Raw genomic sequence first — 14,847 nt, forward strand, 5'->3', positions numbered from 1 at the left:
ATACCCGGCTCGCACGCTGGGCGCATGGCCCGCACCGAGACTTCCACCCACTGCCCGTACTGCGCCCTGCAGTGCGGGATGAATCTGCGACCGGTCACCGATGGCACGGTGGTCGAGGTCGTGGAGCGTACCGACTTCCCCGTCAACCGGGGAGCGCTGTGCGGCAAGGGCCGTACCGCGCCCGCCGTGCTCTCCTCGGCGGTGCGGCTGACCGTGCCGCTCGTGCGGAGCGCCGTGAGCGGCGAGCTGGAGCCGGCGGGCTGGGACGAGGCCCTGGAGCGGATCGCGGACGGGCTGCGCGGGACCCGGGCGGCTCACGGGGCGGACGCCGTGGGTGTGTTCGGCGGGGGCGGGCTGACCAACGAGAAGGCGTACGCGCTCGGGAAGTTCGCCCGGGTGGTGCTCGCCACCTCGCAGATCGACTACAACGGCCGCTTCTGCATGTCGTCGGCCGCTGCCGCGCACCAGCGGGCCTTCGGCCTCGACCGGGGGCTGCCGTTCCCTCTGGAGGACATCCCCCGTACCGGCTGCGTGATCCTGGTCGGGTCCAACCTCGCCGAGACCATGCCGCCCGCGCTGCGCTACCTGACCGAGCTGCGGGAGAACGGCGGCAAGCTGATCGTCATCGATCCGCGCCGCACCAGGACCGCCGAGCAGGCGGATCTCCATCTGGCGCCCCGGCCAGGCACCGATCTGGCACTCGCGCTCGGCATGCTGCATCTGGTGGTGGCGGACGGCCGGGTGGACGAGGAGTTCGTCGCCTCCCGTACGAACGGGTGGGACGAGGCCAGGGCCGGGGTCATGGCGCACTGGCCGGAGCTGGTGGAGCGCATCACCGGGGTGCCGGTGCCGCAGGTGCGCGAGGCCGTCGAGATGTTCTGCGGGGCGGAGACCGGCATGGTGCTGACCGCCCGGGGGCCCGAGCAGCAGTCGAAGGGTACGGACACGGTCGGCGCCTGGATCAACCTCTGCCTGGCCACCGGCCGGGCCGGGCGCCCGCTGTCCGGCTACGGCTGTCTGACCGGGCAGGGCAACGGGCAGGGCGGTCGCGAGCACGGCCAGAAGGCCGACCAGCTGCCCGGTTACCGCAAGCTCACCGACCCGGCGGCCCGCCGCCACGTGGCCGGGGTGTGGGGGGTGGACCCGGATGCGCTGCCGGGGCCCGGACGCAGCGCGTACGAGCTGCTCGACGCCCTGGGTTCGGAGGTGAAGGCGCTGCTGGTGATGGGCTCCAACCCGGTCGTCTCCGCGCCGCGCGCCGGGCACGTCGAGGAGCGGCTGCGGTCGCTGGACTTCCTGGCGGTCGCCGACGTGGTGCTGTCGGAGACGGCGGCGCTGGCCGATGTGGTGCTGCCGGTGACGCAGTGGGCGGAGGAGAGCGGGACCACGACCAATCTGGAGGGCCGGGTCCTGCTGCGGCAGCGGGCGGTGACCGCTCCGGAGGGCGTACGCAGCGATCTGGAGGTGCTGAACGGCCTGGCCGGGCTCCTCGGGCACGGCAAGGGATTTCCGGCCGAGCCGCGGGAGGTCTTCGACGAGCTGCGGCGGGCCTCGGCGGGCGGGCCCGCCGACTACGCGGGCATCACCTACGAGCGGATCGTGGCGGAGGACGGGGTGTTCTGGCCCTGCCCGGACGAGGGGCACTCCGGTACGCCCCGGCTGTTCCTGGACGGGTTCGCCACGGACGACGGGCGGGCCAGGTTCGTCCCGGTGACGCACCGCCCGGCGGCGGAGGAGACGGACGCGGAGTATCCGGTGGTGCTGACGACCGGGCGGGTCGTCTCCCAGTACCAGTCGGGGGCGCAGACCCGCCGGGTGGCGGAGCTGAACGCGGCGGCGCCCGGTCCGTTCGTGGAGCTGCATCCACGGCTCGCGGAGCGGATCGGCGTGGCCGATGGTGAGGCGGTCGCCGTCACGTCGCGGCGGGGGCGGGCGGTGGCGCCCGCGCGGATCACCGTGGCGATCCGGCAGGACACCGTGTTCATGCCATTCCACTGGGCGGGCGGGGGCCGGGCCAACACGCTGACGAACCCGGCCCTCGACCCGATCTCGCGGATGCCCGAGTTCAAGGTGTGCGCGGTGCGGGTGGAACCCGCGTGAGCCAGTGGCCGCCGGGAATCCGGGTGCCGCCCGTGCGCAGCGAGCGGGTGACCGCGGCAGCCGCGAGGTAGACCCAGGCGGCGGTCGTGGCCTCCTCCACCTGGACGTCCCTGGCCACCCGGTCGTACAGATTGCCCGGGTGGCCGGTGCCCAGGCACCCCTCCAGCTGGTCGAGCCGCCCGAGCAGTTCCCCGTACGCGCCGGGCGCCGGGGTGACGAGGGCGCCGTGGACCGTGCCGTGGCCCTCGACGGCGTACGGGTAACCGGGGCCCTCGTAGAGGAGCGCGCCCGGCAGGAGGGCCGGTTCCTCCCGGGCCGTGCGGCCGAGGAGGAACCGGCCGTGGTTGCGCTGTCCCGGCAGGAGCGTGCCGTAGACGAAGAACGGCAGCCGGCGAACGGTCACAGCGCCACGACGGGCGCGGTCTGCGCAGTCACCCAGGCGAGGTAGCGGGCGCTGCCGCGCACCACGGGGGTCGCGATGATCTCCGGGGTGTCGTAGTCGTGCACCGCCTCGATGTGCTCCTCCAGTTCGTCGTACCGCTCGGCCGTGGTCTTGAACAGCACCTGCCACTCCTCGGTGGCCTCGATGGCGTTCTCCCAGCGGTAGACGGAGGTGACGGGTGCGGAGATCTGCGCGCAGGCGGCCAGCCGGGCCTCCACGGCACTCCGGGCGAGGGACCTGGCCTTCTCCTCGCTGTCCGTGGTGGTCAGTACGGTCAGCCATGCCGGATCGGTCATCGTCGGGCTCCTCGGAGTGCGTACGAAAGGCGGTCTCCCGGACATTGTCGGCCTGGACGGGGTCAGGCGCCGTAGGGCCGGCGCGTCTTGGCGTCGCGCAGCGCGTGGCCCCACCAGACGAGCTGGTCGAGCATCGCCTTGGCCGCCGCGTCGGGAGCGGTGGGGTCCTTGTGGCGTCCCTCGTCGTCGAAGTGGGCGCCGGCGTTGTGGAAGGAGACCGTGTCGCGCATGGTCACGGCGTGCAGTTCGGCGAAGACCTGCCGGAGCTGTTCGACGGCCCGCAGACCGCCGGAGATTCCTCCGTACGAGACGAAGGCGACGGGTTTGGCCTGCCATTCGCCGTGGTGCCAGTCGATGAGGTTCTTGAGGGAGGCGGGGAAGGAGTGGTTGTACTCGGGGGTGAGGACGACGAAGGCGTCCGCTTCGGCCAATCTGGGCGAGACCCGGGCCAGCTGGGCCTGTGCGGCGGGGGCGGGGCGGTGGGAGAGGGTGAAGGGGAGGTCCAGCTCGGCGACGTCGATCAGTTCGGTCTCGATGCCGGGGTGGCCGGCCGCCCGGGAGAGGAACCAGTCGGCGACGACGGGGCCGAAGCGCCCTTCGCGGTTGCTGGCGAGGATGACGGCCACCTTGAGCGGCGCGGCGGTGGCGTGGGACACGGATGCGGGGGTGGAAGCGGTGAGGTCCATGCCCAGAGGCTCCTGCCTCAACCGCGCTTGAGGTCAAGCCCGCCGGTCCGCGGGTTCCACGGCATACGGTGGACGGCATGACAACTGCCGCACGGTCGCCGTACGCCGAGGTCGACGGGCACCCCGCCACCGAGGACGATCTGCGTGTGGCCGCCTTCTTCCCCTACGGCCATTTCACGGCCATGCAGATCCGGGGCGCAGGGGTACGCGGACTGGATCTGCACCTCGGCCGGCTGGACGCCGGGAACCGGGAGCTGTTCGGCCTCCCGCTGGACGGTGAGCGGGTGCGCGGGCTGATAGCGCACGCGCTGGAGGGCGCCGGGGTGCTGGACGGTTCGGTGCGGGTGCACGGCCTCCTGCCGCCGGGCGGCACGGAGACGACCGTGCTGGTGACCGTGCGGGAGCCCGTGGTGACGGCCGCCGCCCCGCAGAGCCTGATGTCCGTCCCGTACACACGCGTGGTGCCGCACATCAAGCGCCCCGGCGAGTTCGGCCAGACCTACTTCGGGCGGCTGGCGCGGCAGTCCGGTTTCGACGACGCACTGCTGACCGCGCCGGGCGGGGTGGTGGCGGAGGGGGCCGTCACCAACATCGGTCTCTGGGACGGTACGTCGGTAATCTGGCCGGACGCGCCCGCCCTGACCGGCATCACGATGACGCTGCTGGAACAGGGGCTCGGCCGGGCCGGCTCGGTGCGGCGGCCGGTGACGCTGGAGGACCTCGGGGGCTACCGGTCGGCGTTCGTCACCAACTCGCAGGGCATCGCGGCCGTGCACCGGATCGACGACGTCTCCTTCGAGGTCGACGAGGAGCTGATGGGGCGCCTGGGGAAGGTGTACGGGGACGTCACCTGGGACAGCGTCCGATAAGAGCTCGCCGGGACAAGCGACGAACATATGGTCGTGCCCATGCAGATCCACATCCACGCCTCCGCACTCCCTGGCCGCGCCTGCGGGCCGGACACCGACTTTCCCGGCTTCGACAACATCCACGTCGGCGTGCAGCGCAAGGACAGGCCGGGCGAGCTGCTCGGGCTGTGTCCAGGTGACGCGCCCTCCGCCACCTGGACGCTCGACTGCGTCGCCGCCCCGGCGCAGGAGGGCGTGGAGGTGTCGGGGCCGTATGTGCAGAACCGGCTCGGCGGGCGGTTCGTCTATCTGTCGTGGGGCACGGTCGACGGCTCGGGAGTCTTCTCCATGTTCCGGCGGGCCAAGCTGATGTTCGGCGACATCGGCCCGGGCGTCCTGGAAGCGGCCGTACGGACCGGGCATCTCACCGCGCGGCTCCCGCTGAGCGATGCGAAGGGGCAGCCCTTGTGCGGCCGGGTGCGCCCGCCGGTCATCGAGTGGGCCGCCACGGACGGCGCCTGAACCCCCGCACGACACCGCCCCCACGGACCCGGGGGGTTGGGTCCGCAGGGGCGGTTGTTGTGGGGTGCGGCGGGGGGGTTGCCGCGTCCCGTGGGGGGTGTCCTTCGTGTGCCCTCCTCCGCCGGGGGCATGCGCAGGAAATGCTTGTGATCTGGGTCACATTATCGCTGCGGCGCTCGTCACCCGATCGGCGCGAGGCACCTCCCGGCTGACCGGACAGCCCAGCCGCACCGCCGTGACCTGCGCCGACACCCTGCGGCAAGGGTGCCGCGCCGGTCCGTACGGGTGAATGCTGATGGCGCGTCAGCAGGCGCGGACCCCGGGACGGCCGTTGCCTCGGAGGCAGGACACACCCAGCTCGCGCCGTCTGCCCGGAGGAACTCCCCATGCGCAGTCCTGCCCGCCTCGTGACCGGTACCGCCGCCGCGGCGCTCACTGCCGCCGCGCTCGGCCTCACCCTCGCCACCCCGTCCGCCCACGCGGGAGACCTCGGCCGGCTGGAGATCACCCCGGCGACCGCCACCCCCGGCGCCACGGTCACCGTGAACACCACCGCGTGCGGACCCGACGGTATGGGCATCGGCGACGCGAACTCCCTGGACGCCGGCGACTTCGAGCTGAGCCCCGGCACCCACAAGGAGGCCGCGATCGGCCGGTTCACCGTGCCGCACGACACCAAGCCGGGCACGTACCGCATCGGCGTCTCGTGCGACAACGGCAAGGAGGCCGCCGGGGACCTCGAAGTGACCGGAGGCGGTGGCCACCACAAGCCCGACCCGCACAAGCCCGACCCCTACCGGCCGGACCACGACCGGCCGGCCGGTCACGTCAGGACCGGTGTCGGCGGCAGCGTCGGGCCGGACACCACGCAGATGGCCGCGGGCGCCGGTGTCATCGCCGCCGCGGCCGTCGGCGGGGCACTGCTGGTGCGCCGCCGGGCGAACGGCACGCACGGCGGCTGACACAGCGCCGCGGCCGCCTCCGGCACCGCCGGGGGCGGCCGCTCCCCGTACCGCCCTTCCCGCCCGCTCACTCCGCGAGGATCACCACGTGTCACAGAAGGCCAAGGGCTGGCTGGTAGGCAGCACCGTGCTGTGCGGCCTCTGGCTGATCCAGAACGGGTCCGACACCCTGCTGGTGCCGCCCCAGCCGTCCGCCGCCGAGTCCTTCGCCGCCGGCCCCCAGCTCCAGCCCGGATCACCCGTCGCCGCACCGATGCGCCCCTCGGAGCCCGTCCGCATCCGCATCCCCGCCATCGAGGTGGACGCTCCGATGATGCGGCTGGGACTGGACGCGGACGGCGGCCTCGACGTACCGCCGGACGGGAACCGCAACATCGCCGGCTGGTTCAAGAACGGCACCCCGCCCGGCACCAGGGGCACCGCGATCGTGGCCGGGCACGTCGACAACGCGCGGGGCCCGTCCGTCTTCTACTCCCTGGGGGCGCTGAAGCGGGGCACCCTGGTCGAGATCGACCGCAAGGACGGGCACACGGCCGTCTTCTCGATCGACGCGATCGAGGTGTACGACAACGAGGACTTCCCCGACCAGCGGGTGTACGGGGAGTCGCCGCACGCCTCACTGCGGCTGATCACCTGCGGCGGCGGATTCTCGGAGAAGACCGGCTACCAGGGCAACGTCGTGGCGTACGCCCACCTCACCGAGGTGCGCTGAGCTCCCCGGTCACCCCGTCCACTGGTCGAAGCCGAGCTTGGCGACCAGTGAGAACACCACCACCAGCAGCACCCCGCGGACGAAGCCGCTGCCCTTCCTGAGCGCCATCCGCGCGCCGAACAGGGCGCCCGCCAGATTGAACACGGCCATCAGGGCGCCCAGTTGCCACAGCACTGTGCCCTGGTAGGCGAACATCGCCAGCGCCCCGGCGTTGGTGCAGACGTTGACGATCTTGGCGTTGGCGGACGCGGTCACCAGGTCGAGGTGGAGCACGGCGGTCAGCGCGAGCACCAGGAAGGTGCCGGTGCCCGGCCCGAACAGCCCGTCGTAGAAGCCGATGCCGCCGCCGACCAGCACGATCGCGGTCACGGTCCTGGCCCGGGTGGCCTCGCGGCCCGTACCGTCACCCGCGACCGCCGTGCCGAACGCCGGGCGCAGCAGGACGAAGGCCGCGACGGCGAGCAGCACCACCATGATCACCGGGCGCAGGACCTCGCTGCTGATCCCGGCGGCGAAGAACGCTCCGGCCATGGAACCGGTCAGCGCCATGAGCCCGATCCGCACGGCCGTGCCCACCTGTACGGGGGTCCTGCGCAGATACGTGACGGCGGCACCCGAGGTACCGACGATCGCGACCGCCTTGTTGGTGCCGAGGACGTGAGCGGCGGGCACCTGCGGCAGGCCCAGCAGCAGCGCGGGCAGGAGCAGCAGCCCTCCCCCTCCCACCACGGCGTCGATCCAGCCGGCCGCCGCGGCGGCCAGGCAGAGGAGAACGAGGGTGGTCAGGGTGATGTCGGGCATGGACACGACCCTAAACTCCCCCGGACCGGGTCCGCAGGCCCCCTCACACACCCCCGGGGGCCGCGCTGAGCGCAAGGTTCCTCCCGGGAAACAGCGGGGATGCGGTCGGGTAACACCCGGAGCGCACTCTCGTTGTCATGAGGACACAGACGGAGAACACGGCGCAGGTGGTGGTGATCGGCGCCGGGATGGCGGGCGCACGGCTCGCCGCCCGGGTCCCCGGGGTCACCGTCATCGGCGAGGAGGAGCACGCCCCGTACAACCGGGTGCTGCTGGCGGAGGTGCTGGCCGGGCGGTACGCACCGGACGTGATCGCCCTGCCGCCCGCCGAGGTGCGGCGCGGGGTCCGGGTGGTGCGTATCGATCCTGCCGACCGGCTGGTGCACTGCGACGACGGCAGCGTGCTGCGATACGGACGCCTGGTGCTGGCCACCGGTTCCAACCCGGTCCTGCCGCCGCTGCGCGGTCTGGGGAACACGCTGCCCGACGGGGTGCATCCGTTCCGCACCCTCGACGACTGCCTGGCCCTGCGCGCGGCGGTACGCCCCGGCACACGCGCCGTCGTCATCGGCGGTGGCCTCCTCGGGGTGTCCGCCGCCCGTGCGCTCGCCGAGTGCGGTGCCCAGGTGGTGCTGGCCCAGCAGGGTGAGCACCTCATGGAGCGGCAGCTGGACGCGGAGTCCGCGGCGCTGCTGCGGCGCCACCTCGAAGCCCTCGGGTCGAGGTGCACACCGAGTGCCGCGTCCGCGGACTGCGCTGCTCCGACTCCGCGGTCCGCGCGGTGGAACTCGCCGACGGCTACGAGCTGGAGGCCGAGATCACGGTGCTGGCCTGCGGGGTCCGCCCCCGCACGGGGCTGGCGCTCGCCGCCGGTCTCGACGTCCGCAAGGGCATCGTGGTGGACGACGAACTGCGCACGTCCGACCCGTACATCCACGCGGTCGGCGACTGCGCCGAGCACGACTCCACCGTCTACGGGCTGGCGGGCGCCGCGCTGGAACAGGCGGACGTGCTCGCCGACGTACTGGCCGAGCGGCCCGCCCGCTACACCGGCACCCGGGCCCTGACCCGGCTGACCCTGCGCTCCCCCGCCCCGGTGCTCGCCGCCGCACCCGCCCCCGCCGCCCCGGTCACCGGGGCGCTCGACCTGGCCGCGTTCGGTGACTCCCGGCCGCTGCCGGGCGACGACGTGATCCGGCTGGCCGACGCCACCAGGGGCGCGTACCGCTCGGTCGTCGTCCGCGGCGACCGGCTGGCCGGCGGGGTGCTGTTCGGCGATCTGGGCGCGGTCGGGACCCTCGCCCGCACCTGGCAGAACGACGAGCCGCTGCCCGCCGACATGTCCCTGCTCCACCTGCTCACCAACGACGGAGGTCTCTGAGATGCCGGTGCCCACTACCCCGAACGCTCCCGCCGCAGGAGTACCGACGATCGTGGTCGTCGGGCACGGCATGGTCGGCCAGCGGTTCCTTGAGGCACTCGCCGACCGGGGTCTGACCGCGGCGGCGGGCACCGCCCGGGTCGTGGTGCTCTGCGAGGAGCCCCGCCCGGCGTACGACCGGGTCCAGCTGACCTCGTACTTCTCCGGGAGGACCCCGGACGACCTCTCCCTCGTCGAGCCGGACTTCATGGCGCGGCACGGCATCGAGCTGCACCTCGGCGACCCGGCCGAGACCGTCGACCGCGAGACGCGCCGGGTGGTCTCCCGTTCCGGGCTGAGCTTCACCTACGACACGCTCGTCCTGGCGACCGGCTCGTACCCGTTCGTACCGCCGGTCCCCGGCAAGGACGCCGAGGGGTGCTTCGTCTACCGCACCATCGAGGACCTGCTCGCCATCGAGGAGTACGCGAAGACGGCGACGACGGGCGCGGTGGTCGGCGGCGGGCTGCTCGGCCTGGAGGCGGCCGGGGCGCTCAAGGGGCTCGGGCTGGACACGCACGTGGTGGAGTTCGCACCCCGGCTGATGCCGGTCCAGGTCGACGCGGGCGGTGGCGCCGCGCTGCTGCGCACCATCGAGAACATGGGCCTCACCGTCCACACCGGCGTCGGTACGCAGGAGGTCACCGCGGACGAGCGGGGCGCGGTGAACGGCATGAACCTCTCCGACGGCTCCTCCCTCGCCACGGACCTCGTGGTCTTCTCGGCGGGCGTGCGGCCCCGCGACCAGCTGGCCCGTGACTGCGGACTGGCGGTAGGCCAGCGCGGCGGCATCATCGTCGACGAGGAGTGCCGTACGTCCGACGGCGACGTGTTCGCGATCGGCGAGTGCGCCCTGGCGTCGGACGGCCGGGTCTACGGGCTGGTGGCCCCGGGTTACGAGATGGCGCAGACGGTGGCCGGGGTGATCGCGGGTGAGACGGCCTCGTTCACCGGCGCGGACCTGTCGACCAAGCTGAAGCTGCTCGGGGTGGACGTGGCCTCGTTCGGTGACGCGCACGGCGCGGCCGAAGGCTGCCTCGACGTCGTCTACTCGGACTCCCGCTCGGGGGTCTACAAGAAGCTGGTGATCGGCCAGGACGGCACCCTGCTGGGTGGGGTGCTCGTCGGGGACGCCGACCAGTACGGCACGCTGCGGCCGATGACGGGCACGGTGCTGCCCGTCGCGCCGGAGCAGCTGGTGCTGCCCGCGGGCGCGGGCGGTCCGGTGACCCTGGGCCCGTCCTCGCTGCCGGACGACGCGGTGATCTGCTCCTGCCACAACGTGACCAAGGGCGCGATCTGCGAGCACACCACCCTGCCCGAGGTGAAGAAGTGCACCAAGGCCGGTACCGGCTGCGGGAGTTGCGTCAAGGTCATCGGCCAGCTGCTGCCGCAGAGCGCGGACAAGGGCCTGTGCGGCTGCTTCCCGTACACCCGCAGCGAGCTGTACGAGATCGTCAGGACGCTGGGCGCCACCTCGTACGCGGCGCTGCTGGACTCGCACGGCCGGCCCGCGGCGCGCGGCGGGGACGGCTGCGAGATCTGCAAGCCGACGGTCGGCTCCATCATCGCCTCGCTGGCGCCCACGCTCGGCGCGAGCGGCTATGTGCTGGACGGCGAGCAGGCGGCCCTCCAGGACACCAACGACCACTTCCTGGCCAACCTCCAGCGCAACGGCTCGTACTCGATCGTGCCGCGCATCCCGGGCGGCGAGATCACCCCGGAGAAGCTGATCGTCATCGGTGAGGTGGCCCGGGACTTCGGGCTCTACACGAAGATCACCGGAGGCCAGCGCATCGACATGTTCGGCGCCCGCGTCGACCAGCTGCCGCTGATCTGGACCCGGCTCGTGGACGCGGGCTTCGAGTCCGGGCACGCCTACGGGAAGTCGCTGCGGACGGTCAAGTCCTGTGTCGGGCAGACCTGGTGCCGCTACGGCGTGCAGGACTCGGTGAAGATGGCCATCGACCTGGAGCTGCGCTACCGGGGCCTGCGCTCCCCGCACAAGCTGAAGTCGGCGGTGTCGGGCTGCGCCCGCGAGTGCGCCGAGGCGCGCGGCAAGGACTTCGGGATCATCGCCACCGCCAACGGCTGGAACCTGTACGTCGGCGGCAACGGCGGCGCCGAACCGCGCCACGCCGACCTGCTGGCCCAGGACCTCTCCGACGCCGAACTGGTGCGTCTCATCGACCGGTTCCTGATGTTCTACATCCGCACGGCGGAACGGCTGGAGCGCACGTCGACCTGGCTGGACCGGATCGAGGGCGGCCTCGACCACGTGCGCGACGTCGTGGTCCACGACTCGCTGGGGATCTGCGCCGAGCTGGAGCGGCTGATGTCCGACCACGTCGCCGGCTACCGCGACGAGTGGTCCGAGACCATCAACGACCCCGAGCGGCTGCGCCGCTTCGTCACCTTCGTCAACGCACCCGACGCACCCGACCCCTCGGTGAAGTTCGTCCCCGAGCGGGACCAGGTCAAGCCCGACCTGGACATCCTCGCGGGACCGGTGCTCGCCATCCGCACGCTTGAAGGGACCGCATCCTGATGACCGTACAGACGGTACGAGTGACCCCGTCCGCAGAGGGCGCCCGGGTGATCCAGCTCGCCGACGGCGACGGCTGGTTCACGGTCTGCGACCGCTCGCTGCTGACCCCTGGGCGCGGCGTCGCGGCCCTGCTCCCGGACGGCCGGCAGGTCGCGCTCTTCGTGGACCGGTCGGGGCGGACGTACGCGATCGACAACCGCGATCCGTTCACCGGCGCGTACGTGCTCTCGCGGGGCCTGGTCGGCTCGTCGGACGGCAGGCCGTTCGTCGCCTCGCCCCTGCTGAAGCAGCGGTTCGACCTGGCGACGGGGAGCTGCCTGGACGACGACGAGGTCTCCGTGGCGGTCTTCGGAGTCCGGGCGGACTGACCGCGTGCGCGGAGCGTTCACCGTCCGTTGCCGCTGCGGCAACTGCGCCGCTCTACTGTCCTGACGCGCGACCCGCCGGCCGACCGGACGGCGGGCCCTCACGTCACCTGTGGAGTGATCGTGGAACGTCGGACCTTCCTGCGCACAGCGGTGATCGGCAGCTCGGCAGCCGCCTTCGGCGGCACCCTGTGGCGAGGCGCCGCCTTCGCCGCCCCGGCCCAGCCGGCCCCCGGCCCGTACGGCGCACTCCAGCCGGCCAACGCCAACGGCATCCTGCTGCCGAGCGGGTTCACCAGCCGGATCGTCGCCCGCTCCGGGCAGACCGTCCCCGGCACCTCGTACACCTGGCACAGCGCGCCGGACGGCGGCGCCACCTTCGCCAACGGCACCGGCTGGATCTACGTCTCCAACGCCGAGGTCTCCGCGTCAAGCGGGGGCGGCGCCAGCGCGCTGCGCTTCAACTCCGCGGGCACCGTCGTCTCGGCCTCCCGCATCCTGTCCGGCACCAACATCAACTGCGCCGGGGGCAGCACCCCGTGGAACACCTGGCTCTCCTGCGAGGAGGTCAGCCGCGGCTTCGTGTACGAGACCGACCCGTGGGGTGTCAAAGCGGCCGTGCAGCGCCCCGCGATGGGCCGCTTCAAGCACGAGGCGGCCGCGGCCGACGCCGACCACGGTTACGTCTACCTCACCGAGGACGAGTCGGACGGCCGCTTCTACCGCTTCCGGCCCACCACCTGGGGCAACCTGTCGAGCGGCACCCTCCAGGTGCTGGTGGCGGGCACCGCCACCTCCGGCCCGGTGACCTGGGCCAACGTCCCCGACCCTGACGGCTCACCCACCCAGACCCGCTACCAGGTCTCCGGCGCTAAGGTCTTCAACGGCGGTGAGGGCTGCTTCTACGCGGCGGGCACCTGCTGGTTCACCACGAAGGGCGACAACCGGGTGTGGGCGTACGACGCCAACACCTCCTCGCTCTCCCTGGCCTACGACGACTCCCTCGTCACCAGCGGTACGGCCCCGCTGACGGGCGTCGACAACGTCACCCGGTCGGGCTCCGGCGACCTGTACGTCGCGGAGGACGGCGGCAACATGGAGATCTGCCTGATCACCCCGGCCGGCACCATCGCCCCGTTCCTGCGGATCAGCGGCCAGTCCGGCTCGGAGATCACGGGCCCGGCCTTCTCCCCCGACGGACGGCGCCTCTACTTCTCCTCGCAGCGCGGGACGAGCGGGAGTTCGTCCGGCGGCATCACCTACGAGGTGACCGGGCCGTTCCGCGGCTGACTCCCCCGCCCGGCGGCCGTGGTGGGTCAGGACCGGCCCTCCACCGCCGCCGGGTCCATCCACATGACCTCCCAGATGTGGTGGTCGGGGTCCTGGAAGGAGCGGCCGTACATGGTGCCGTAGTCCATGGGCTCGTTGGCCGGCGAGCCACCGGCGGCGAGTGCGGCGTCGGCGAGCTCGTCGACCTTCTCGCGGCTCTCCGCGCTCAGACAGAGGATCACCTCGGTCGACTTCCCGGCGTCGGCGATCTCCTTCCTGGTGAACTCCTTGAACTTCGGCTCGGTGATCAGCATGGCGTAGATCGTGTCGCTGATGACCAGGCAGGCGGTCGTCTCGTCACTGAACTGCGGGTTGGTGCTGAAGCCGAGCTTCGCGAAGAAGCCCTTCGTCGTCTCCAGGTCCTTGACCGGCAGGTTCACGAAGATCATCTGAGGCATGACGTCCCACTCTCCTTCTGTGCGGTGCTTTCGATGGTTAGACGGCCCGGGCGCACGGAAGTCATCGCTCCCGCGGCGAGAAGAATCTTCCGGGCGGGGCGTGGGGGCCGGCCCGGGGCTCAGGACAGGGCGAGCGGGGCGCCGCCCCTGAGCAGCGATCCGCCCAGCGGCGTGAGCGTGTGCAGCACCGAGCTGCCGGTGCGCAGGGTGCGGACCAGGCCCGCTTCGCGCAGGACACAGGCGTGCTGGCTGGCCGACGCCATGGACACCCCGGCCCTGCGGGCGAGCTCACTGGTCGTGCAGCCGTTGTCGATGGCCGCGAGCACGGACGAGCGGGTGTTCCCCAGGAGCCTGCCGAGCCAGGGGCCCGGTTCGGCGAAGACGGGTGCTCCCGGGTGGGTGACCGGGTAGACGAGGACCGGCATGAGTCCGGGGTCCCGGTAGACCACCGGGGTGCCTCGGCAGAAGAAGGACGGCTGGAGCAGCAGTCCGCGCCCGTCGAGGCGCAGCTCGCGGTCGACGGGGTAGTCCGCCTCCAGCACCGGTGCCCGCCAGCGGATCATCGGCGGCAGACCGGCGAGGAGTTCGTCGGCGCCGCCGTCGAGCAGGGCCCTGCCCCGTAGGGCCCGGTCGGCCTCCACGCTCGCCTGGATGTGCGGCCAGTACGGCTCGACGGCGGCGCGGTGGTAGCCGCGCAGGGCCGCGATGAGGCGGCCGAGCGGTTCGGCGCGGCCTTCGGAGAGCGCCTCCACCAGCGCCCCGGGTGTGCGGCCGCCGCGCCGCCCGTGCCCGGCCCCCAGCTGGGCCAGGTCGCCGTGCAGCCGGCCGGCCGGGGTGTCGCGCAGGGCCTCCATGCCGACGTCCAGCGAGAAGGGCTCGGCGCCCTGCTCGGAAGGCGTGAGAAAGTCCGGGAAATAGCCGCGCGGTGGAACCACCGCCCCCAGGAGACGTGTTTCACCATTCAACCGGGTCCGGGATTCCGTTCGCCATTTACCGAACACCGTGGAAGCACGCCGGTCCCTCAGCCGGTGGAAACTGAGAATTGTTTCCCATAATGCGTCCGGCCGTGTGGCCATCCGCACCTTGGAAAGGTCCATTCCGGACACATGGATACGCAGCACCGATCCCCCACCTGTTGCAACCGCAATCGCCCCGATCTAAGGGTATGCATACCGTCACACGACGTCACCACGGGGTTTCGGCCACAGTTGAAACGTCTCGCTTGCATCCGCCGCACCCGAAAAGCTGTACGACGTCGGGTACGAAACCGGAGCCGCCGAAAGAACGGGCGAAGGCCGTGGGGGGCTTTGCACGTTCGGCGGCGGTCGGCTCCGGTAGCGGCTCCGTGCCCGGCACGGGTAAGCCGGGTGCGGTCCATGGGTGGGGATCCATGGACCGCACCCCGGTCCTCCGCACGG

At 72.2% G+C, this 14,847-nt stretch carries 14 protein-coding genes and 1 pseudogene; 9 read left to right on the forward strand and 6 right to left on the reverse strand.

Annotated features, from left to right (window positions below):
* The first annotated feature begins 24 nt into the window (after positions 1-24).
* Complete coding sequence (locus Sfulv_RS08850; RefSeq protein ID WP_173313179.1) at positions 25-2,100, forward strand: molybdopterin oxidoreductase family protein; 2,076 nt, start codon at positions 25-27, stop codon at positions 2,098-2,100.
* Here the strand turns inward: Sfulv_RS08850 and Sfulv_RS08855 are convergent.
* From Sfulv_RS08855 to Sfulv_RS08865, 3 genes are all read right to left on the reverse strand, one after another.
* Positions 2,066-2,503 carry a gamma-glutamylcyclotransferase family protein gene (locus tag Sfulv_RS08855; RefSeq protein ID WP_173313180.1) on the reverse strand — a complete coding sequence of 146 codons (438 nt, stop codon included), beginning with the start codon at positions 2,501-2,503 and terminating at the stop codon, positions 2,066-2,068. The genes Sfulv_RS08850 and Sfulv_RS08855 overlap by 35 nt on opposite strands.
* The gene (gene cutA / locus Sfulv_RS08860) at positions 2,500-2,838 is read right to left on the reverse strand and encodes a divalent-cation tolerance protein CutA (protein ID WP_173313181.1); all 339 of its coding nucleotides are present in this window, start codon (positions 2,836-2,838) and stop codon (positions 2,500-2,502) included. Before cutA ends, Sfulv_RS08855 begins: the two co-directional genes overlap by 4 nt.
* Before the next feature lie 62 nt (positions 2,839-2,900).
* A complete protein-coding gene (locus Sfulv_RS08865; protein ID WP_173313182.1) occupies positions 2,901-3,524 on the reverse strand; it encodes an NADPH-dependent FMN reductase in 624 nt (207 codons plus the stop codon).
* Positions 3,525-3,601: 77 nt separating this feature from the next.
* Here Sfulv_RS08865 and Sfulv_RS08870 point away from each other — a divergent pair, with 77 nt between their 5' ends.
* The 4 genes from Sfulv_RS08870 to Sfulv_RS08885 all read left to right on the forward strand — a co-directional run bounded on the left by Sfulv_RS08870 (position 3,602) and on the right by Sfulv_RS08885 (position 6,568).
* Positions 3,602-4,393 (forward strand): aminotransferase class IV family protein, encoded by a 792-nt coding sequence (locus Sfulv_RS08870; RefSeq protein ID WP_173313183.1) that lies wholly within the window; start codon positions 3,602-3,604, stop codon positions 4,391-4,393.
* A 39-nt stretch (positions 4,394-4,432) separates the two neighbouring features.
* Positions 4,433-4,894 (forward strand): DUF5990 family protein, encoded by a 462-nt coding sequence (locus Sfulv_RS08875; protein WP_173313184.1) that lies wholly within the window; start codon positions 4,433-4,435, stop codon positions 4,892-4,894.
* 386 nt (positions 4,895-5,280) lie between these two features.
* Positions 5,281-5,856 (forward strand): GVDTG sorting domain-containing protein, encoded by a 576-nt coding sequence (locus tag Sfulv_RS08880; RefSeq protein WP_173313185.1) that lies wholly within the window; start codon positions 5,281-5,283, stop codon positions 5,854-5,856.
* A gap of 88 nt (positions 5,857-5,944) precedes the next feature.
* A complete protein-coding gene (locus Sfulv_RS08885; RefSeq protein WP_173313186.1) occupies positions 5,945-6,568 on the forward strand; it encodes a class F sortase in 624 nt (207 codons plus the stop codon).
* Between the two features lie 9 nt (positions 6,569-6,577).
* On the opposite strand, the gene Sfulv_RS08890 is transcribed toward Sfulv_RS08885, so the two are convergent.
* Positions 6,578-7,369, reverse strand: coding sequence for a TSUP family transporter (locus Sfulv_RS08890; RefSeq protein ID WP_173313187.1), 792 nt, complete (start codon positions 7,367-7,369; stop codon positions 6,578-6,580).
* A 137-nt stretch (positions 7,370-7,506) separates the two neighbouring features.
* Here Sfulv_RS08890 and Sfulv_RS08895 point away from each other — a divergent pair.
* The 4 genes and pseudogenes from Sfulv_RS08895 to Sfulv_RS08910 all read left to right on the forward strand — a co-directional run bounded on the left by Sfulv_RS08895 (position 7,507) and on the right by Sfulv_RS08910 (position 12,992).
* Positions 7,507-8,750: pseudogene (locus Sfulv_RS08895) on the forward strand (NAD(P)/FAD-dependent oxidoreductase).
* 1 nt (position 8,751) lies between these two features.
* On the forward strand, positions 8,752-11,337 hold the full coding sequence (nirB, locus tag Sfulv_RS08900) for a nitrite reductase large subunit NirB (RefSeq protein WP_173313188.1): 2,586 nt from the start codon (positions 8,752-8,754) through the stop codon (positions 11,335-11,337).
* Positions 11,337-11,705: a nitrite reductase small subunit NirD gene (gene nirD / locus Sfulv_RS08905; RefSeq protein WP_173313189.1), complete on the forward strand. Its 369-nt coding sequence runs from the start codon at positions 11,337-11,339 to the stop codon at positions 11,703-11,705. Before nirB ends, nirD begins: the two co-directional genes overlap by 1 nt.
* Positions 11,706-11,825: 120 nt before the next feature.
* Positions 11,826-12,992: an alkaline phosphatase PhoX gene (locus Sfulv_RS08910; RefSeq protein ID WP_173313190.1), complete on the forward strand. Its 1,167-nt coding sequence runs from the start codon at positions 11,826-11,828 to the stop codon at positions 12,990-12,992.
* Positions 12,993-13,018: 26 nt separating this feature from the next.
* Here Sfulv_RS08910 and Sfulv_RS08915 read toward each other — a convergent pair whose 3' ends face one another.
* Both Sfulv_RS08915 and Sfulv_RS08920 read right to left on the reverse strand, forming a co-directional pair.
* The gene (locus Sfulv_RS08915; RefSeq protein WP_173313191.1) at positions 13,019-13,429 is read right to left on the reverse strand and encodes a VOC family protein; all 411 of its coding nucleotides are present in this window, start codon (positions 13,427-13,429) and stop codon (positions 13,019-13,021) included.
* Positions 13,430-13,548: 119 nt separating this feature from the next.
* Positions 13,549-14,550, reverse strand: coding sequence for an ArsR/SmtB family transcription factor (locus Sfulv_RS08920; protein WP_173313192.1), 1,002 nt, complete (start codon positions 14,548-14,550; stop codon positions 13,549-13,551).
* Between the last annotated feature and the right edge of the window lie 297 nt (positions 14,551-14,847).

The sequence above is a fragment of the Streptomyces fulvorobeus genome (genome assembly GCF_013167895.1).
Lineage (GTDB): Bacteria > Actinomycetota > Actinomycetes > Streptomycetales > Streptomycetaceae > Streptomyces > Streptomyces fulvorobeus.